The sequence below is a fragment of the Mixta tenebrionis genome, assembly GCF_006517625.1.
Taxonomy (GTDB): Bacteria; Pseudomonadota; Gammaproteobacteria; order Enterobacterales; family Enterobacteriaceae; genus Mixta; species Mixta tenebrionis.
In genome coordinates this window covers 39,182-56,805 of sequence record NZ_VHQI01000008.1, presented here as the reverse complement: position 1 = coordinate 56,805, position 17,624 = coordinate 39,182, and the positions used below count along the sequence as shown (strand labels likewise).

General features: G+C 59.8%; 18 protein-coding genes. 12 read left to right on the top strand and 6 right to left on the bottom strand.

Annotated elements, in window-relative coordinates; genetic code table 11:
* The first annotated feature begins 277 nt into the window (after nt 1-277).
* Nucleotides 278-538: an anti-adapter protein IraP gene (iraP, locus tag FKM52_RS14075; RefSeq protein ID WP_141176807.1), complete on the top strand. Its 261-nt coding sequence runs from the start codon at nt 278-280 to the stop codon at nt 536-538.
* Nucleotides 539-645: 107 nt separating this feature from the next.
* Here iraP and proC read toward each other — a convergent pair whose 3' ends face one another.
* A complete protein-coding gene (proC, locus tag FKM52_RS14070; protein WP_141176806.1) occupies nt 646-1,458 on the bottom strand; it encodes a pyrroline-5-carboxylate reductase in 813 nt (270 codons plus the stop codon).
* A 104-nt stretch (nt 1,459-1,562) separates the two neighbouring features.
* On the opposite strand from proC, the gene FKM52_RS14065 reads away from it, so the two are divergent.
* Genes FKM52_RS14065 through FKM52_RS14055 form a run of 3 tightly spaced genes read left to right on the top strand, consistent with a single transcriptional unit; the run spans nt 1,563 to nt 2,996 of the window.
* Entirely contained in the window at nt 1,563-2,078 is a 516-nt protein-coding gene (locus FKM52_RS14065) for a hypothetical protein (protein ID WP_141176805.1), read from the top strand.
* 9 nt (nt 2,079-2,087) lie between these two features.
* Nucleotides 2,088-2,531, top strand: a complete 444-nt coding sequence (locus FKM52_RS14060) for a DUF421 domain-containing protein (protein ID WP_141176804.1) — start codon at nt 2,088-2,090, stop codon at nt 2,529-2,531.
* Between the two features lie 12 nt (nt 2,532-2,543).
* Nucleotides 2,544-2,996, top strand: a complete 453-nt coding sequence (locus tag FKM52_RS14055; RefSeq protein ID WP_141176803.1) for a YaiI/YqxD family protein — start codon at nt 2,544-2,546, stop codon at nt 2,994-2,996.
* Between the two features lie 35 nt (nt 2,997-3,031).
* On the opposite strand, the gene FKM52_RS14050 is transcribed toward FKM52_RS14055, so the two are convergent.
* On the bottom strand, nt 3,032-3,730 hold the full coding sequence (locus FKM52_RS14050; RefSeq protein WP_141176802.1) for a DUF2076 domain-containing protein: 699 nt from the start codon (nt 3,728-3,730) through the stop codon (nt 3,032-3,034).
* 284 nt (nt 3,731-4,014) lie between these two features.
* Between FKM52_RS14050 and aroL the strand changes: the two genes are divergently transcribed.
* The 4 genes from aroL to ppnP all read left to right on the top strand — a co-directional run bounded on the left by aroL (nt 4,015) and on the right by ppnP (nt 6,988).
* A complete protein-coding gene (gene aroL, locus FKM52_RS14045) occupies nt 4,015-4,560 on the top strand; it encodes a shikimate kinase AroL (RefSeq protein WP_141176801.1) in 546 nt (181 codons plus the stop codon).
* Nucleotides 4,561-4,694: 134 nt separating this feature from the next.
* A complete protein-coding gene (locus FKM52_RS14040; protein ID WP_141176800.1) occupies nt 4,695-4,886 on the top strand; it encodes a YaiA family protein in 192 nt (63 codons plus the stop codon).
* 1,063 nt (nt 4,887-5,949) lie between these two features.
* Nucleotides 5,950-6,627 (top strand): AroM family protein, encoded by a 678-nt coding sequence (locus FKM52_RS14035; RefSeq protein ID WP_141176799.1) that lies wholly within the window; start codon nt 5,950-5,952, stop codon nt 6,625-6,627.
* A 76-nt stretch (nt 6,628-6,703) separates the two neighbouring features.
* Entirely contained in the window at nt 6,704-6,988 is a 285-nt protein-coding gene (gene ppnP, locus FKM52_RS14030) for a pyrimidine/purine nucleoside phosphorylase (RefSeq protein ID WP_141176798.1), read from the top strand.
* A 39-nt stretch (nt 6,989-7,027) separates the two neighbouring features.
* On the opposite strand, the gene rdgC is transcribed toward ppnP, so the two are convergent.
* Entirely contained in the window at nt 7,028-7,939 is a 912-nt protein-coding gene (gene rdgC / locus FKM52_RS14025) for a recombination-associated protein RdgC (protein WP_141176797.1), read from the bottom strand.
* Between the two features lie 144 nt (nt 7,940-8,083).
* On the opposite strand from rdgC, the gene mak reads away from it, so the two are divergent.
* A complete protein-coding gene (mak, locus tag FKM52_RS14020; protein WP_141176796.1) occupies nt 8,084-9,025 on the top strand; it encodes a fructokinase in 942 nt (313 codons plus the stop codon).
* On the opposite strand, the gene FKM52_RS14015 is transcribed toward mak, so the two are convergent.
* The 3 genes from FKM52_RS14015 to sbcD all read right to left on the bottom strand — a co-directional run bounded on the left by FKM52_RS14015 (nt 9,000) and on the right by sbcD (nt 14,339).
* Nucleotides 9,000-9,365, bottom strand: a complete 366-nt coding sequence (locus tag FKM52_RS14015) for a hypothetical protein (RefSeq protein WP_141176795.1) — start codon at nt 9,363-9,365, stop codon at nt 9,000-9,002. The two genes, mak and FKM52_RS14015, sit on opposite strands and share 26 nt — an antisense overlap.
* 70 nt (nt 9,366-9,435) lie before the next feature.
* Nucleotides 9,436-13,113, bottom strand: a complete 3,678-nt coding sequence (locus tag FKM52_RS14010; protein ID WP_141176794.1) for an AAA family ATPase — start codon at nt 13,111-13,113, stop codon at nt 9,436-9,438.
* Nucleotides 13,110-14,339 carry an exonuclease subunit SbcD gene (sbcD, locus tag FKM52_RS14005; protein ID WP_141176793.1) on the bottom strand — a complete coding sequence of 410 codons (1,230 nt, stop codon included), beginning with the start codon at nt 14,337-14,339 and terminating at the stop codon, nt 13,110-13,112. The genes FKM52_RS14010 and sbcD overlap by 4 nt, the downstream gene beginning before the upstream one ends.
* A 204-nt stretch (nt 14,340-14,543) precedes the next feature.
* Between sbcD and phoB the strand changes: the two genes are divergently transcribed.
* The 3 genes from phoB to FKM52_RS13990 are packed head-to-tail and all read left to right on the top strand — an operon-like array spanning nt 14,544 to nt 17,500.
* The gene (gene phoB / locus FKM52_RS14000) at nt 14,544-15,233 is read left to right on the top strand and encodes a phosphate response regulator transcription factor PhoB (protein ID WP_141176792.1); all 690 of its coding nucleotides are present in this window, start codon (nt 14,544-14,546) and stop codon (nt 15,231-15,233) included.
* A gap of 14 nt (nt 15,234-15,247) precedes the next feature.
* Nucleotides 15,248-16,567 carry a phosphate regulon sensor histidine kinase PhoR gene (gene phoR / locus FKM52_RS13995; RefSeq protein WP_141176791.1) on the top strand — a complete coding sequence of 440 codons (1,320 nt, stop codon included), beginning with the start codon at nt 15,248-15,250 and terminating at the stop codon, nt 16,565-16,567.
* Nucleotides 16,568-16,579: 12 nt separating this feature from the next.
* Nucleotides 16,580-17,500 carry a PstS family phosphate ABC transporter substrate-binding protein gene (locus tag FKM52_RS13990; RefSeq protein ID WP_141176790.1) on the top strand — a complete coding sequence of 307 codons (921 nt, stop codon included), beginning with the start codon at nt 16,580-16,582 and terminating at the stop codon, nt 17,498-17,500.
* Nucleotides 17,501-17,624: the final 124 nt, after the last annotated feature.

The following is a 17,624-nucleotide window of genomic DNA, read 5'->3' as shown; positions in this document are numbered from 1 at the left end:
ACTTTTTTATATCGGCGTTAATTATTTTTGCTTAGCTCAGTAACTAAGGCAGATATAAAAGTAAAAGGGCGCTTTGTGGTCGACGGGCTTGCAGGCGGCGTTGTTTATCGCGGCCGGCACGATGTGCGAAAAGCGCGGCGGTTATCCAGGCCCGCTATGAGGCACATCACGCTTTCATTACGCGGCGGGAAAACAGCTCAAACAGCAGTCACATCCGCTATTATTTTGTTAATTGAAGTGATAGTGTCTGCCTTTGCATTGTTACCGGAATGATGTAATGAAATATCTTATTGCAGAGCTACTGGATAAGCTGGCGGAGAAAGAGACCGAGTCAAAAGAGCTGGTCGCCCAGGTAGAAGCGCTGGAAATTGTCGTTACGGCGCTGCTGCGCAAATTGGGCGATGAGCAGCGACAGGAACTGAGCCAGGGGATCGGCCAGGCTTTAGCGACGGCGACGGCGGTGGACGGCGCCAGCGCGGAAGACGCCTCTTTGCTGCGCGGCTATATCGATAAATTGTTGAATCATCCGCGCTATTAACGGCTCTCCGGCGTTTTAGTCGCTCTTGTCGGGTAGGGATTGACGCGACGCAGGCGGTGAATAACTTACTTTAGCCGCCTGCGTTCTGCGGAGTGAAAGCGCGCAGTTTAGCTTTTGCTCAGCGCCTGAGAGCGATCCATACACTGTTCCATTGCGGCGATAACCGCCGAGCGGAAGCCTTTCTCCTCCAGCACCTTAACCGCTTCAATGGTAGTGCCGCCCGGCGAACAGACCATATCCTTCAGCTCGCCGGGATGCTTGCCGGTTTCCAGCACCATCTGCGCGGCGCCTTTTACCGCCTGCGCGGCAAACTGATAGGCCTGCGCGCGCGGCATGCCGCCCAGCACTGCGGCATCGGCCATCGCTTCAATAAACATAAATACGTAGGCGGGCGCCGAGCCGCTGACGCCAACCACGGCGTGAATCAGGTATTCCGGCACCAGGGCAGCTTTGCCGAAGCTGTTGAAAATGGCCAACACCTCATCGCTCTCCTCCGAGGTAACCAGCGCGTTCGGCGTAACGGATGTCATCCCCTCATTTACCAGCGCTGGCGTATTCGGCATTACGCGTACGATTTTGCGATCGTGGCCCAGCGCCATCGCCAGCGCATCAAGCGTGACGCCTGCGGCGATGGAAACCACCAGCGTCTCTTTATTCAGCGCGCCGGCGATCTCCTTCAGCACCTTGAGAATCACGTTTGGCTTCACCGCGCCGAACAGGATATCCGCCTCGCGCGCCGCCTCTTCAGCGCTCTGCGCGGCGTTAATACCATACTGTTGCGCCATAGCCTGATTGGTTTCTGGCTTATGGTCATAGACCCAGATTTGAGCGGCGTTAATCTGGCCGCTCGCCACCAGCCCGCCAATAATCGCTTTCGACATATTACCGCAGCCAATGAAGCCGATTTTCTTTTCCAGCATGGTTCCTCCATCTGCTTAGCTGTTTCGCGTAGTGCACCAGCTTACGTCATTCTGCCGCTTTATCCAGCTTCAGCTAAACTCAAAGCGTCACTGGAGGAGAAAAAATGGCCCCGTTTCAGCAAGATGAAGGACGGAACCGCCGCTACCCGGTTCAGGAGCATATGCGCTGGCAGCGTATTGAGTGGCGGATACAGCAGATTGGCTACGCGGTACTGATCGCTATTGTAACTGGCGGCGCCTGCGGGCTGTTTTCTAAAGGCTTCCTGAGCGATCGCCGCGCCGTCGCGCCGCAGGGCGATCTGCAGGTGGAGTATGAGCGCTTTGCGCGCCAGCAGAGCGACGCGGCGATGACCATCCGTCTGCGGCCGCCGCATTCTGGATCCTATCGCCTCACTCTTAGCGGCGACGGCGTGGATAATTTTCAGCTACAGAGTATTCAGCCGCAGCCGCTGCGCGCCGAAAGCGGCGAGCATTCCCTGACGCTCTGGTATCAGGCGTCAAATACTGCGCGCGCCTCCATCTGGCTGGGCGGGCAGCCGCAGTCGCCGGGGCGTTACCGGTTTAACGTCGCCGACAGTAGCGGCGCGCAGCTGCAGTTTACCCAGTGGGTTTATCCATAGGAGAAAAGTATGGAAACGGTATTGCGCGCGATAAGTATGTACTTTCTGCTGATGGTGGTGCTGAAAATCGCCGGACGACGTACCCTGCTGGAGATGACCAGCTTCGATTTTATTCTGTTGCTGATTATCAGCGAGGCGACGCAGCAGGCGCTGTTGGGCAACGATTTCTCCGTAACCGGCGCGGCGCTGACCATCATTACCCTGATCGTAATGGATATCCTGCTCGGCAAGTTTAAAGACTGGTTTCCGCGCCTGGAGCTGCTGATCGACGGCGCTTCGCTGATTCTGGTGGAGGATGGCAAGCTGCTGACGCAGCGGGCGAAAAGAGCAGGAATTACCGAAGAGGATATTCTGGCCTCGGCGCGCAGTTCGCAGGGACTGGAACGGCTTGAACAGATAAAATTTGCCATTCTGGAGAAGAACGGCAAAATCAGCATTATTCCCCACGCCTGATCAGGAAAGCCGATGTCAATTTGGGTGGATGCCGATGCGTGTCCAAAAGTGATTAAAGATATTCTCTATCGTGCGGCGGAGCGCAGCCAGATCGATCTGATACTGGTAGCTAACCAGCCGCTTAGCGTACCGCCCTCACGTTTTATTCGTACGCTGCGCGTGGCGGCGGGCTTTGACGTGGCGGATAATGAAATCGTCCAGCGCGTCAGCGCGACGGATTTGGTGATCACCGCCGATATTCCGCTGGCGGCGGAAGTGCTGGAGAAAGGGGCGGCGGCGCTGAATCCGCGCGGCGAGCGCTACAGCGCCGCCACCATTCGTGAACGCCTGACGATGCGCGATTTTATGGATACGCTGCGCGCCAGCGGCATTCAGACCGGCGGACCCGCCTCGCTCAGCCAGCGCGATCGTCAGCAGTTTGCCGCGGAACTGGATAAGTGGCTGCTGGCGCAGCAGCGCGGCTGAATAAACTGCCGCGGCTGACCGCGCGAGCCTGCTGCTTAAATAAAGCTGTCGTCGTCGCTGAAATCATCGTTGCCGAAGTTGTCGTTGTCGAAAGCGGCGTTATCATCCGGCTGCCAGCCGGCATCCTGCAAAAACGCCCGGTCATCGCCGTTGTTGAAGGTATCCAGGCTGGTATCCAGCGGCTCCGCATCGGGCAGCGCTGGCTCATTAATAATATTTACAATCTCTTCCGGCTGCGAGTGATGGAACATGCTGGTAAGCATATCCGCCATTACCACGCCGCCCGCCACGCCGACCGCCGTTTGCAAAGCGCCGCCGAGGAAGCCGCTGCCGCGCGGCGCGGGCGCGCTGTAGGGCTGTTGAGGGGCGTTATACGATGGCTGACCATATGACTGCTGCGGCGCGCTGTCGCTCCTGGCGGGCTGCTGCGGCGTCTGGCGCTGGCCGCCGCCAAACAGGCTGGAAAGAAAACCGCCGCTGCTTTGGCGGGCAGGCGGCTGCTGTTGCGCCTGCGCCAGTCTATTTTCCAGTTCGGCGACCTGAGCGTTCAGTTTTTTCATCGCCGCTTCCTGAATCAGGATCGCCTGCGCCATATAGTAGGGCGCAGCGGGCTGCTGGCGCAGCTGCTGTTCAATCAGGCGCTCGGCGCCCTGGTCGCGCGGCGCGGACTGGCTTTCGGCCTGCTTCAGCCGGCTAAACAGACTTTCTATCAAACGTTGTTCTTCGCTCTGCATGGTTACCTCTGTCAACCCGCTCTTTTTATTTATTCTGGACGCTATATGGCGAAAGTAAATCGGCTCTGCGTAAGTAAATATTGCCAGCTGACAGTAAGACAGCGAGCCGGATACTTTTCCTTGTGGCGCGCGCTTTCAGGTGGAGCAGGTCCTTGCTTCAATCGACATGCGTAAAAACAACGTTACAGCTAGCGGCAGAATTTTTTTGTCGGTATGATGCCCGACATGCTTAGATCAAACAGCCATCTGCGGCGTAACGCAGCGCTGGCGGAGGGTAGCCAGTTATGACCTCACCCGTTTTTTTAATCGGCGCGCGCGGCTGCGGGAAAACCACCGTCGGCGCCGCGCTGGCGCAGGCGTTGGGCTATGAATTTCGCGATACCGATCATCATCTGCAGCAGGTTACCGGCAAAACGGTAGCGGATATCGTGGCGGCGGAAGGCTGGGAAGGGTTTCGCCGGCGGGAAAGCGCATCGCTGATGGCGGTTAGCGCGCCGCAGACCGTTATCGCTACCGGCGGCGGCATGGTGCTGGCGGAGAGGAATCGCCGCTTTATGCGCGAGCAGGGGGCGGTTATCTGGCTGCAGGCGAACGCTGCGGTGTTGGCTACGCGCCTCTCCGCCTATCCGCAAAGCGCGCAGCGCCCCACGCTGACCGGTCGCCCCATTACGGAAGAGATGTCGGAGGTGCTTCATCAGCGCGAGGCGCTTTACCGGGATGCGGCCCACCATATTATCGATGCGATGCAGGCGCCTGAACGGGTCGCGGCGCAGATCCTGACGGCGCTGGCGCGCGACGACGGGCGCAAGGGCGTCAGCCTCACCGGTTAACAATCCGCCTGTTTTTGTTACCTTTCTGTTCTGCGTCGCTGGCGCGACGGCGGGATTGGCTATACTTGCTCTACGGATGCCGACAGGCGGACGCAGAGAGCGGATACCACTTTCACCACCGGAGGGAAGACCCTATGCCGACCAGACCACCTTACCCACGTGAAGCCCGGATTGTGCCGGTTGATAAAGGCGCTGCCGGACAGGGCGTTACGCGCTATGAGCTGCGTGCCGATCACCCTAAGCCTGACTCGCTGATTAGCGAACATGAAAGCGAGCAGGAAGCGCTGGATGCGAAAGAGCGCTACGAAAACAGCGACAAAGAATAGCCCGGCGGGCATGGATGCCTGTAAAACCTCCGTCAGCGTAGCGATCCGTAATTAAAGCATTCTTCCGTTCTTCCGGTTGTTCATTTCTCTAATGGATTACATGTTTCTGTAACGGAAATTATTTGTTTGTTATTCCATAAGGTTAAAAAATTGCTGTCTGAAATTTTTTGCTAACCGGATAGCTCTGAAAAAAAGATTTTATACTTGACCTCGGAACTTTCAGCTTTTATTTTCCTTTGCGTTATAAGGCGTAATGCAGGATGAAAAGTTTCTCAATCATCAGGTTGAAAGAGGTGTAAATCACTGAGGAAAGGAGCAATTAATGGTTAACGGCGCGAAAATGTTATTCTCTGCTTTTTTCTATCGTCAGAAATAGGCCCTTAACCTGTCTGTAATCACAAATTTCCCGCGTGGTTTTTATTCATCTGCTGTGCCAGGATGTTATTAATCGCTGGTGAGCGTTTAAGCCAAAATAATAGTTTGCCGCGATCGTCGAGCCGGTGATTAACCGTCAGCCTGAGCGCCCGTCATCGGGTGCGTTACAGCGCAACGGCGTCGCGGAGCGCGCTACAGGCGAAGCGCGCAGGTTGCTGCGTCCTGTTGGATCCGGGCGGCGGTTGCGGGCGCGGTCGATTATATTAGCCGTTAGGTTAGCCGACGATTAAATCGTCAAAGCCGTCGGCGGTATTAAGTTCGCAGCCGGAGAGCGGCGAGCCGTTTATTTTTAACCAGGCGGCAGAATAATGTCCCGGTTAAACAGATGGAATTTAGTGATTAACGTCAGGCGCGACGTTAACTTTATTTTCCATTGCGGCGCGTGATGGGTTTAGCGCCAGCTGTTCTACCTTTTGCCCGCGGCAGGTTAACGCCGAAAAAAAGGGCGCTAATTCGCCAGGTACAGAGAAGACAGAACTTTTTTATCTCAGGCATTAGTGCGGCGCGCGCGTCAAAATAATGCCGTCGATATTTTGCCATCGGGAATTAAATCGCGTCGTGGCGGTAAACGGCCGGACGTTTTCTTAATCCTCGGGTTAGCTGGTGACCCGTCTCAGATGAAAAGCCTATGAAACAGACACTGGTTATACTAACGATAGCGCAATCCCCCTGTAGCGATATGACCCCGCTGTTGCTGGAACATTTGCCGGAAGAACAGATCCTGCGTATCGGTTTGCTGGATGGCCTGTCGGCGGCGGAAGCGCAGGAAAAGTATGCGCCGGCGCAGGGCGACGGCGTGGTTAACGTGCCGCTGGCCGATGGCGTATCGATAACGCTGGCGGCGGAGAAAGTGCAGCAGGCGTTGCAGCAGCTGATCTGGCAGCTGGAGGCGCGCGGCGCGGAAACTATTCTGCTGGTAAACCTTCACGGCCTGCGTGGGTTACAGGCGCGCAACGCCGTACTGCTGGAGCCGGATCGCATTGTGCCGCCGCTGGTAAAGGCGATAGTGGAAGGTCATCAGGTGGGGATTGTGGTGCCGCCGGAAGATGCGCTGCGCCGCCAGGCGGTGAAATGGCGCAACCTGAGCTGTCCCGCCCGTTTTGCCGTCGCCAGGCCGGGAATGACCGATAACGAACGGCTGATCGATGCGGCGCTGCAGCTGCAGGAGCAGGGCGCCGACGTGGTGCTGCTTGATGGTCCCGGCTACCATCCGCGCCAGCGCGATATTTTGCAGCAGCTGCTCGGCATCCCGGTTCTGCTGCCGAATATGCTGCTGGCTAAAATGGCGGCGGAGCTGCTGGTTTAAGCGACGATTTAAGGTGACAAGCGGCGCGCTTAGCCCCTACACTGCCGGTTCATCTGGTTGATTTTGGGGACGTGGTATGCTGAATGTAAGCGAGTACTTTGAAGGGAAAGTGAAATCGATCGGTTTTTCCAGCGCCAGTACCGGACGCGCCAGCGTCGGCGTGATGGTGGAGGGCGAATACGCCTTCAGCACCGCGCAGCCGGAAGAGATGACGGTGATCAGCGGCGCGCTGAACGTTCTGTTGCCTGGCGAAACCGAATGGAAAGCTTATGAAGCGGGCAGCGTGTTCCACGTACCCGGCCACAGCGAATTCCATTTGCAGGTAGCGGAACCTACCTCTTATCTCTGCCGCTATCTTTAAACGCGGTGAAGGTGCGCCGCCAGCGGCGCACTTTTTTGCTTAACGCTGCGCTTCGCCGCCCAGCGCCGTCGTCAGTTCGCTAATCAACGCGGTCAGTTCGCCGGTCATCAGCAGGAAATCGGCGTCAAAGCGCTGCGCGAAATCCTCACGATCGATGTCATCATTCTGTTCGCGCAGGGTATCGGCGAACTTCAGACGTTTTACCGAACCGTCGCTGGCCAGCATTAGCTGAACGCGCTGCTGCCAGTCCAGCGCCAGCTGCGTTACCTGCTTGCCGGCCTCAATATGGTTGGCGATTTCATCGCAAACCAGATCCTGCTTTTTGCAGCGGATCACGCCGCCATCTTCGAGGATCGCCTTCAGCTCAGCCTCATCCATCAGCGCAAAACCCGCAGGCAGATCGCCGGATCGTACCCATTCGGTTAACGTCAGCTCGATAGGTTTCTCCATCGCCAGCGGCACTACCGGCAGCGATCCGATGCTTTTACGCAGCAGCGCCAGGATATCTTCCGCTTTTTTCGCGCTGGCGCAGTCGACCATGATCAGGTTATTGACGCTGTCGATCCAGAGGAAAGTCTGGCTGAAACGGCTGAAGGCGCGCGGCAGCAGGCTGTGCAGCACTTCATCCTTCAGTGAATCCTTTTCGGTTTTCTTCAGCTTGCGCTGCTGTTCCGCTTCCAGCTTCTCGATCTTCGCTTCCAGCGCCTGTTTAACTACCGGCGACGGCAGGATCTTCTCTTCTTTGCGTGCGCAAATCAGCGTCTGGCCGTTATTGACGTGGATCAGCGCGTCGCTACGCGCTCCCATTGGCGCAACCCAGCCGGTTTTCGCCATATCCTGACTGCCGCACGGGGAAAAGGAAAACGCAGCAAGTTGTTTTTCCAGGTCGTCTGCAGAGAGCGAAATGTCGCTGTTCAGACGATAAATCATCAAATTTTTAAACCACACCATAGGGTTTTCCTTTGCCGGAGGTGCCAGAGGCACGGGTCATAAACGGTGCGCGCATGATAACGAAACATCGGCGACGGGTCATTGCCTTTCCTGGCCCCGCCTTCTAAGGTAAACAGCATTCGCATAACCGACGAGGAAAAAGCTGTGCGCATTGGCATCGATTTAGGCGGAACCAAAACGGAAGTGATTGCACTTTCGGACGTGGGCGAGACGCTGTTTCGCCACCGCGTGCCGACGCCGCGTAATGACTATCCGCAGACGCTGCAAACCATTGTCGATCTGGTTCGCCTGGCGGAAGAGCAAACCGGCGCGCGGGGCAGCGTCGGCCTCGGCATTCCCGGCACGCTGTCGCCGTTTAGCCAGCGGGTGAAAAACGCCAACTCGACCTGGCTGAACGGGCAGCCGCTGGATCGCGATCTGGCGCGGCTGCTGGATCGCGAAGTGCGCATCGCCAATGACGCTAACTGCCTGGCGGTGTCGGAGGCGGTGGACGGCGCGGCGGCAGGCAGGGCGCTGGTATTTGCGGTCATTATCGGCACCGGCTCCGGGGCGGGCATCGCCATTAACGGCGTCTCCCATCGCGGCGGCAACGGCAATGCCGGAGAATGGGGACACAATCCGCTGCCGTGGATGGATGAGGATGAGCTGCGCTACCGTGAAGAGGTGCCCTGCTACTGCGGGCAGCAGGGCTGTATCGAAACCTTTGTTTCCGGCACCGGCTTCGCCACCGACTATCAGCGGCTGAGCGGAAAGGCGCTCAACGGCGCGGAGATCGTAGCGTTGCTGGCGCAGCAGGACGCGCTGGCTGAGCTGGCCATGAGCCGTTACGAGCTGCGGCTGGCGAAATCGCTGGCGCAGGTGGTTAATCTGCTCGATCCCGATATCATCGTGCTTGGCGGCGGCATGAGCAATGTCGAACGGCTCTACCAGACGCTGCCGCAGCTGATAAAGCCCTGGGTGTTCGGGCGTGAATGCGAAACGCCGATCGTCAGGGCGCGACACGGCGACTCCAGCGGCGTACGCGGCGCTGCCTGGCTCTGGCCGCTGGCCTCTCAGCAGGCTACTGCGGATGGAATGACAAAATAAACTGCGCGGGCGCCTCTGGCGGCGGCGGCGGCAGCGTCGCCGTAGCGCCGAAGGTTTGCCACGCCTGCAGGCAGAGCGGCTCATCGCCTTCGCTGCGCAGTACCTGATAGCCGCGCTGCGCATCGTAGCCGATGGTCAGATCGCAGTGTTGACCAGCGTAACGCGTCGCCCGATCGAAACGGCTGCCGACTTGCTGTTGAATATCGCTGAGCCAGCTGCAGATGCGCTGCTGCGCTCCGCTACAGCGGAGGGCGATATCGGGCGCAGGCTGTTGCGCGCGCTGACAGGCGCTGAGCAGCAGCGCGGCCGCAGCCAGAGAAGCGAGGCGGAAAGCCAACATGGTTTATCCTTAATCACGAACGGTCAATGCCGCGCACGGTAACATGCGCGGCGCGACGAAAACAGGCGCATCAGACTGAAAATTGCCGATCCAGCCGGCTGTAGCCGAGGCCGTTTACCTTCCTGACCTTAATCTGCACCGGAATACGCTCCTTCATCGCCTCAACGTGACTGATAACGCCGATAGTTTTCCCGCTGGCGTTGAGCGCATCCAGCGCGTCCAGCGCGGTATCGAGCGTATCCGCATCCAGCGTGCCGAAGCCCTCATCCAGAAACAGCGATTCGATACGGGTTTTATCGCTGACCAGATCGGAGAGCGCCAGCGCCAGCGCCAGGCTGACCAGGAAGCTTTCGCCGCCGGAGAGGGTGCGCGTATCGCGCTGCGCGTCGGCCTGCCAGGTATCCATAACCTGTAGCTCCAGGGTATCGGCAGCTTTGCGCTGCAGCAGATAACGACCATGCAGGCGTTCAAGCTGCTGGTTCGCCAGCCAGACCAGATGATCCAGCGTCAGGCCCTGGGCGAAGCGGCGGAACTTATCGCCGCTGCTGGAGCCGATCAGCTGATTAAGGTAGCCCCAGTCCTCTACCTGCTGCGCGTTATCTTCAATCCGCCGCAGCAGGCTTTGCTGCTGCTGACGTTGCGTATCGTCGCTCTCCAGCTGCTGGCGCAGCTGACCCTGCTGGCGCGCGTTGGCCTGCAGCTCATGCTCCAGCGTTGCCAGCTCGCGCTCCAGTTCGGGCAGCGTGGCGCTAATATCGGCGGGCCGCGCCTGCTGATGCTGCGCCAGCCGCGCCTGCGCCTGCTGCGCCAGCGCCTCCGCCTGCTGACGGCGCGCCTCCGCCTGCTGGCTTGTTGCGCGCAGCTGTTGCGCCTCCTGTTCATCCAGCAGCGCGGCATGAAAGGCGGCTTCATCGCTGAAGTCGCTCTGCGTCAGCGCCTGAATAAACTGGGTTTCACATGCGATATAGCGCTTTTCAGCGGCGTCTTGCTGTTTAATTAGTGAATTATGCTGTCCGGTCAGGTTATTTAAGCCATCCTGCCCCTGCTGCCAGCGCTGTTGCCGTTCGCGGTAGCGCGCTTCGGCCTGCTGCAGACGCTGCTGCCACTGCTGGCGCACCTCCGCTACGCGCTCATCGCCCAGCAGCTGATGGCGCTGCTGGCGCAATTCAAGCAGCTGCTGCTGTTGCGACTGCGCCAGTTTGTCGGCACGCTGGCGCTGTTCCGCCAGCTGCGCCAGCTCATCGTTAACGCTGCGTAACGCGGTTTCGCACGCCGCCAGCCGCGCCGACAGATCGGCAAGCAGCTGCTCACTTTCCTGCCAGCGCCGCCATTCGTTTTGACGCGCGTCCAGCCAGCGCTGCAACGCCTCCGGCTCCGGCAGCGTTAGCTGGTGCTGCGTCAGCTCCTGTTCCAGCGCGGCGCTAAGCTGCTGCTGTTCCTGCCGCAGCTGCTGATGCTGCTGCTCTTGTTCCTGCAGCTGTTGCTGCAGATGGCTCAGCTGCTGTTGCGCCAGCTGTTGCGCCTGCTGCTGCTGCTGCCAGCGCTGCCGGCAGGCCGCCAGCTGCTCTTTCGCCTGTTGCAGCCTGCGGGCGGCATGCTCCTGCTGTTGCAGCTGCTGCTGCAGCTCCGCCTCCTGCGCCTCCTGCTGAGCGATCCAGTCGTTGAGGCCGTTTTCCTCTTCCGGCGCCAGCGTCAGGCCGGCGGCGGCCAGCAACGTTTGCCACTCGTCCAGCTGACGCGTTAGCTCGGCGCTTAGCGTCTGCTGCTGCCCGCTCAGCCGTTGCTGCTGTTGCTGCAACGCTTTCAGCTGTTCGCTGCAGGTCACGCCGGCGAGACGCAGCCGATCTTCATGCTGGCGTATCGCCTCCAGCCGCTGCTGGTTTTCCGTCAGCGTCAGGGTTTGATAATGTTCTACCGCCGGATGCTCGGTCGCGCCGCACAGCGGGCAGGGCTCGCCGGCAATCAGCCTGGCCCGTTCCTGCTCCAGGCTGATAATGCGCTGCTCCAGCTCCAGGCGCTTTTCCAGGTCGAGGCGGTGCTGATGTTTTTCCCGCCAGGCCTGGCGCTGCTGCTCCAGCTGCTGCGTTTGATGCCGGATTTGTTCGTCCAGCGCCTGCAGCTCCAGCTGCTGTTGGGCGTGGCGCTGGCGCAGCGGACGCAGAGTGGAAAAGCAAATCGCCAGCTTTTGCCGCAGCGGACGCTGCTGCTGCTGGCGCTCCAGCTGCTGTCGCAGCGCCGCTTCCGGCTGCCGCTGCTGTAAGACAGTAAGCGTTTGCTCAGCCTGAGTAACCTGCTGATGCGCGCGCTCCAGCTCGTTTTCCTGCGGAGCGGATTGCGCCTTCAGCGCCGCCAGCTGGCGCTGCTGCTCATCCTGTAGCCGCTGTTGCTGGCGCTGTTTTTCCTCCAGCGCCTGCAGGTGATGCTGCGACTGCTGTTGCCGCTGTAATCGTTCGCGCCAGCCGCCCAGCCGTTCGCCCCAGTCGGCTACCTGAGCGTTATCGCTGCGCCAGCGCTGTTCCTGCGCCTGCTGCGCCAACAGCGCCTGCTGCTGCTGGCTGAGCTGGCGCTGGCGTTGCTGACGCTGCTGCTGCGCCTGCTGATTCTCATCCAGGCTCTGCTGCTGCAGGGCAACCTGCTGCGCCAGCGTATCGATCTGATGGTCGAGCGGAATAACCCGTTCATTAATCAGATTCTCCTGCTGACGCCACGCCTCATGCAGCCGCTGATTTTCCTGTTCCGCCTGCGATTGCTGGTGTTGCAAGGTGTGTAGCTGCTCACTATCCTGCTGCAGCGAGGCGGAAAGCTGCTGCGCCTGCTGCTGTAGCTGTTGCAGATCCTGCCGTAGCTGCTGGCGCTGCTGCCAGAGCGGGCGTAGTTTTTCCGCCGGCTCCGCCCGTTTCAGCCGCTGCCGCGTCGGCTCCGCCTGCTGCCACTCGCTCTCTGCCTGACGTTGCGCCGCCTCCGCCTGCTGTTTTTCCTGCTCCAGCCGCTGCTGCTGGCTGAGCCACTGCTGCTGCTGGCGAGTAAGCGCTAACCGCAGCTGCAGCGCCTGCTCCTGCTGCGTCAGCGCCTGAAGCGATTCCTCCAGCTGCTGACGCGCCGGAGCTTCCAGCAGCGCCATGCCAGCCGCGCGCGCCCGCAGCCGATCCAGCTCAATGCGCGCCAGCTTATGCTGCTCAAAAATACGCGCCGAAAGCTGTCCGTAAATCTCCGTGCCGGTCAGCTCCTCCAGCAGTTCGGCGCGATCGTTGGCAGCGGCATTCAGAAAGGCGGCGAACTCTCCCTGCGAGAGCAGCATCGATTTGGTAAAGCGGGCAAAATCAAGCCCGGTCAGCTGGGTAATCATCTCCAGCTTATCTTTCACTTTGTCGGCCACGATGACGTTGTCTTTACAGCGCGCCAGCTCAACGCGCGGCGCCTGCAAATTGCCGTCCACCGCGCCACGCGCGCGGTTCTGGCTCCAGAAGGCGCGCCAGGCTTCGCCCCTGACTTCAAACTCCACTTCCGCCAGGCACTCTGCTGTATCGCGGCTGATCAGTTCGTTTTGCGTCTGGGAGATTTTCCCCAGCCGCGAGGTTTCGTGGTAGAGCGCCAGGCAGATAGCGTCGAGCAGGGTGGTTTTCCCGGCGCCGGTCGGGCCGGTTATGGCGAACAGACCGTTGCTGGCGAACGGCTCGCGCGTAAAGTCGATTTTCCACTCGCCGCGCAGCGAATTAATGTTTTTAAAGCGCAGGGATAAAATCTTCACGGCTGGATCTCCTCGCCCTGCTGTAGCTGTTCCAGGGTGGCGCTGAACAGGTGCCGCACGCGCTGCAGTCGCGCCTCGTCCGTTTCCGCTTCCTGCTCCAGTCGCCGCTCAAAGACCTCTGCCACTTTCAGCTCGCTCAGCGTTTCATTTTGCAGGCGCGCCAGCGCCCGCTCGCGCTGTTCACGGCTGCGGCGCATTAACAGCACTTCAACCGGCAGCTCTGCGGTCAGCGCCTGAATATGCTGCTGCATATTATGCAGATACTCCTGAGTGGTGATTTCGATATCGAGCCAGACCGGCTGCGCGCGGCTGAGATCGGCGAAAGGCCGCAGCTGCGCTTCGATCTCCGCCAGCGTGCCTCTGATGGTTTGCATCGGCTGGAAGCAGGGCACCGGCAGCGCCTCAACCTGTTCCAGCCGGCCTGCGGCAAAGCTCACCAGAAATACGCTTTTTTCGCTGCCCAGCTCGTCAAAGCTGAGCGGCAGCGGCGATCCGCTGTAGCGAATATGCTCGCTGTTGGCGATGCGCTGCGGCCGATGAATATGGCCCAGCGCGATATAATCGGCGGGCGGAAACGCCTGCGCCGGAAAGGCGTCCAGCGTGCCGATATAGATATCGCGCACCGCATCGCTTTTGCTGACGCCGACGGTGGTCAGATGGCCGGTGGCGATCACCGGCAGCGGCTGCTCCGCCTGACGGCTCAGGGCGCGCGCGTGGTGATAGCTCTGCTGATAGTAATCGGTAATGGCGTTCAGCAGCGTCAGCTGTTTTTGCCTGCCGGACTGGCCCGCCTGGCTGCGCATTATATCGCGCGGGCGCAGAAACGGGATGGCGCAGAGAATGGCGCCCGGCTCGCCCTGGCGCGTGGTCAGCGTCAGCACCTGCTGTTGCGGATCGCCGCTGGCGGCGGCGATCACCTGAGCATTGAGGCAGGCAAGCAGCGCGCGCGTTTCATTCAGCGTGGCGACGGAATCATGATTGCCGCCCAGCACAATCAGCTGGCAGCCGGTGCGCTGTAAATCCACCACGAAACGGTGGTAAAGTTCGCGCGCATAGCTGGGCGGCGAGCCGGTATCAAAAATGTCGCCCGCCACGATGACCGCATCCACCTGATAGTCTTCCACGCGATCGATTAGCCAGCGAAAAAAGGCCTGGTGTTCAGCCGCCCGGCTGCGGGTATAAAAAAACTGACCGAGGTGCCAGTCCGAAGTATGGATAATGCGCATAGAACTCCCAGCTAAAAGCAGAACGCCGCGGGCGATTATAACCACAGCCCGTGCGCAGACCACGGAAAATGCGCGCTGGCAGTGTTACAAAAAGGTTATTTTCAGCGCGGTCAGGCCGTGCATTTTTCATAAATCTGTCATAAAACTGACGCATAATGACGCCGCACATTCCCGTGACAGCGCGTCACATTCGCAGGAGCAATAATGGCTAAGCGCATTCTGGTTGTCGAAGATGAGGCCCCTATCAGAGAGATGTTATGTTTCGTGCTGGAACAGAACGATTATCAACCGATCGAGGCGGATGATTACGACAGCGCCGTCAACCTGCTTATCGAACCCTGGCCCGATCTGATCCTGCTGGACTGGATGCTGCCGGGCGGCAGCGGCATTCAGTTTATTAAGCATCTTAAACGCGAGGCGATGACGCGCGATATTCCGGTGATGATGCTGACGGCGCGCGGCGAAGAGGAAGATCGCGTACGCGGCCTGGAAGTGGGCGCCGACGATTACATCACCAAACCTTTTTCCCCCAAAGAGCTGGTAGCGCGGATTAAAGCGGTGATGCGCCGCATTTCGCCGATGGCGGTGGAAGAGGTGATTGAGATTCAGGGGCTGAGCCTCGATCCTTCTTCGCATCGCGTGATGTCTGCTACCACGCCGCTGGAAATGGGGCCGACCGAATATAAGCTGCTGCACTTCTTTATGACCCACCCGGAGCGCGTTTACAGTCGTGAACAGCTGCTGAATAACGTCTGGGGCACCAACGTCTATGTGGAAGATCGGACGGTGGACGTGCATATTCGCCGCCTGCGCAAGGCGCTGGAGCTGACCGGACACGATCGAATGGTGCAAACCGTGCGCGGAACGGGGTATCGTTTCTCCGCTCGTTACTGATCGGAGTCTGCCTCGTGCTGGAACGCCTCTCCTGGAAGAGACTGTTGCTGGAACTGCTGCTGGTTTGCCTGCCGGCGCTGCTGCTCGGCCTGCTGGCCGGCGGGCTGCCCTGGTTTCTGCTGGCCGCGGTGCTGCTGCTGCTGGGCTGGCATTTCTGGAATCTGCTGCGCCTGTCGCACTGGCTGTGGATCGACCGCACCATGACGCCGCCCACCGGCCAGGCGAGCTGGGAGCCGCTGTTTTACGGGCTCTATCAGATGCAGCTGCGTAACCGTCGGCGTCGTCGCGAGCTGGGCAACCTGATTAAGCGCTTTCGCAGCGGCGCGGAGTCGCTGCCCGACGCGGTAGTGCTGACCACCGATGAAGGGACGATTTTCTGGTGTAACGGTCTGGCGCAGCAGCATCTGGGGCTGCGCTGGCCGGAAGATAACGGCCAGAATATCCTCAATCTGCTGCGCTACCCGGAATTCTCACGCTACCTGCGCCGGCAGGATTTTGCCCGTCCGCTGACGCTGGTAATGAATAACCAGCTGCATATGGAGTTTCGCGTGATGCCCTACAGCGAAGGCCAGTGGCTGCTGGTGGCGCGCGACGTGACGCAGATGCATCAGCTGGAAGGGGCGCGGCGCAACTTTTTTGCCAATGTCAGCCATGAGCTACGTACGCCGCTGACGGTGTTGCAGGGCTATCTGGAGATGATGAGCGACGCGGTGCTGGAGGGCAAAGCGCGTGAAAAGGCGCTGCAAACCATGCAGGAGCAGACGCGGCGCATGGATGGCCTGGTGAAGCAGCTGCTGACGCTGTCGCGCATCGAGGCCGCGCCCGCTATCGATCTGGCGGAGAAGGTGGATGTGCCGATGATGCTGCGTCTGCTGCAGCGCGAGGCGGAAACCCTCAGCAACGGCCGCCATCAAATCGCTTTCCATAGCGACCCGCATCTGCAGGTGTTTGGCAACGAGGAGCAGCTGCGCAGCGCCATCTCCAATCTGGTTTATAACGCGGTGAATCATACGCCGCAAGGGACGCGGATTGAGGTTAGCTGGCTGCATAATAAACAGGGCGCGCTGTTTGCGGTGAAGGATAACGGGCCGGGCATCGCGCCAGAACACTTGCCGCGCCTGACCGAGCGTTTTTACCGCGTCGATAAGGCGCGATCGCGATCCACCGGCGGCAGCGGGCTGGGGCTGGCGATTGTAAAGCATGCGCTGAGCCATCATGGCGCGCGTCTGAACATCGCCAGCGAGCCGCATAAAGAAACCTGCTTTAGCTTTATTCTGCCGCCGAGGTTGATTGTCAGCCAGCATCTGCCGGACAATGCGGCGCGTAAACCCTGATGGACGCCAGGCATGAAAAACATCCTTATCGCAGCGCTGCTGCTTTTTTCCGGCGCGTTGCAGGCTAAGCCCGCGATTCTGGCGGGCAACCTCAGCAGCGTCGGTTCCGATACCCTGGGCAATCTGATGGCGCTGTGGGGCGAAAGCTTTAACCGGCAATATCCCGGCGTTAATGTGCAGGTACAGGCGGCAGGCTCCTCGACGGCGCCAATCGCGCTGGCCGCCGGGGCCGCGCAGCTGGGCGCTATGAGCCGCCCGATGCAGCCTTCGGAGCGTCAGCTGTTTGAGCATCACTACGGCTATCCGCCGCTGGCGGTGCCGGTGGCGCTGGATGCGCTGGTGGTGGTGGTCAATCAGGATAATCCGCTGACCCAGCTTAACGCGCAGCAGCTTGACGCCATTTTTTCCGTGACGCGCCGCTGCGGAGCCGCCGCCGCGCCGCATAGCTGGGGCGATTTACAGCTCACCCAGCCGGGCTGGCGGCAGCGTCCGTTGCAGCGGCTGGGCAGGAACTCCGCTTCCGGCACCTGGGGCTACTTTAAACAGCAGGCGCTGTGCAGCGGCGATTTTCGCAACGACGTTGGCGAGTATCCCGGTTCGGCGGCGGTGGTACAGGCGGTAGCGGGCAACCTGAACGCTATCGGCTACGCCAGCTTCGGTTTTCATATCAGCGGCGTCAAAATGCTGGCGCTGGCGAAACAGGGCGCGGCGGTAATGCCCGATGCGGCGTCTATTCGCAGCGGCCGCTATCCCTATGCGCGCCCGCTCTATATCTATATCAATAAAGCGCCGGGCAAGGCGCCGGAGCCGCTGACCGCCGCGTTTCTGCGTCAGGTGCTGTCGCCGGAGGGCCAGGCGCTGGTCAGTCAGGCGGGCTATCTGCCGCTTTCCGATCAGCAGATCGCCGAGGCGAGGGCGCTGCTCTCGCTCTGAGCCAGGGCGCAGTTGATTTTATTTGGCGCCCGGCGGCGCGCCGTTGAAGTGGTCAACGCTTTTACTGGTGATTAAGCTGCTACAGGGCGGAGGGTAAATTTTTGCGCCGGCGTGATTCGTTTTG

What these genes read in the sequence shown, in the direction of transcription:
- FKM52_RS14065 (WP_141176805.1), top strand. Translation starts at nt 1,563, where the DNA reads ATGGCCCCGTTTCAGCAAGATGAAGGACGGAACCGCCGCTACCCGGTT.
- rdgC (WP_141176797.1), bottom strand. Translation starts at nt 7,939, where the DNA reads ATGGTGTGGTTTAAAAATTTGATGATTTATCGTCTGAACAGCGACATT.
- FKM52_RS14035 (WP_141176799.1), top strand. Translation starts at nt 5,950, where the DNA reads ATGAAACAGACACTGGTTATACTAACGATAGCGCAATCCCCCTGTAGC.
- aroL (WP_141176801.1), top strand. Translation starts at nt 4,015, where the DNA reads ATGACCTCACCCGTTTTTTTAATCGGCGCGCGCGGCTGCGGGAAAACC.
- FKM52_RS14055 (WP_141176803.1), top strand. Translation starts at nt 2,544, where the DNA reads ATGTCAATTTGGGTGGATGCCGATGCGTGTCCAAAAGTGATTAAAGAT.
- phoB (WP_141176792.1), top strand. Translation starts at nt 14,544, where the DNA reads ATGGCTAAGCGCATTCTGGTTGTCGAAGATGAGGCCCCTATCAGAGAG.
- sbcD (WP_141176793.1), bottom strand. Translation starts at nt 14,339, where the DNA reads ATGCGCATTATCCATACTTCGGACTGGCACCTCGGTCAGTTTTTTTAT.
- FKM52_RS14050 (WP_141176802.1), bottom strand. Translation starts at nt 3,730, where the DNA reads ATGCAGAGCGAAGAACAACGTTTGATAGAAAGTCTGTTTAGCCGGCTG.
- iraP (WP_141176807.1), top strand. Translation starts at nt 278, where the DNA reads ATGAAATATCTTATTGCAGAGCTACTGGATAAGCTGGCGGAGAAAGAG.
- FKM52_RS14015 (WP_141176795.1), bottom strand. Translation starts at nt 9,365, where the DNA reads ATGTTGGCTTTCCGCCTCGCTTCTCTGGCTGCGGCCGCGCTGCTGCTC.
- ppnP (WP_141176798.1), top strand. Translation starts at nt 6,704, where the DNA reads ATGCTGAATGTAAGCGAGTACTTTGAAGGGAAAGTGAAATCGATCGGT.
- FKM52_RS13990 (WP_141176790.1), top strand. Translation starts at nt 16,580, where the DNA reads ATGAAAAACATCCTTATCGCAGCGCTGCTGCTTTTTTCCGGCGCGTTG.
- proC (WP_141176806.1), bottom strand. Translation starts at nt 1,458, where the DNA reads ATGCTGGAAAAGAAAATCGGCTTCATTGGCTGCGGTAATATGTCGAAA.
- FKM52_RS14040 (WP_141176800.1), top strand. Translation starts at nt 4,695, where the DNA reads ATGCCGACCAGACCACCTTACCCACGTGAAGCCCGGATTGTGCCGGTT.
- FKM52_RS14060 (WP_141176804.1), top strand. Translation starts at nt 2,088, where the DNA reads ATGGAAACGGTATTGCGCGCGATAAGTATGTACTTTCTGCTGATGGTG.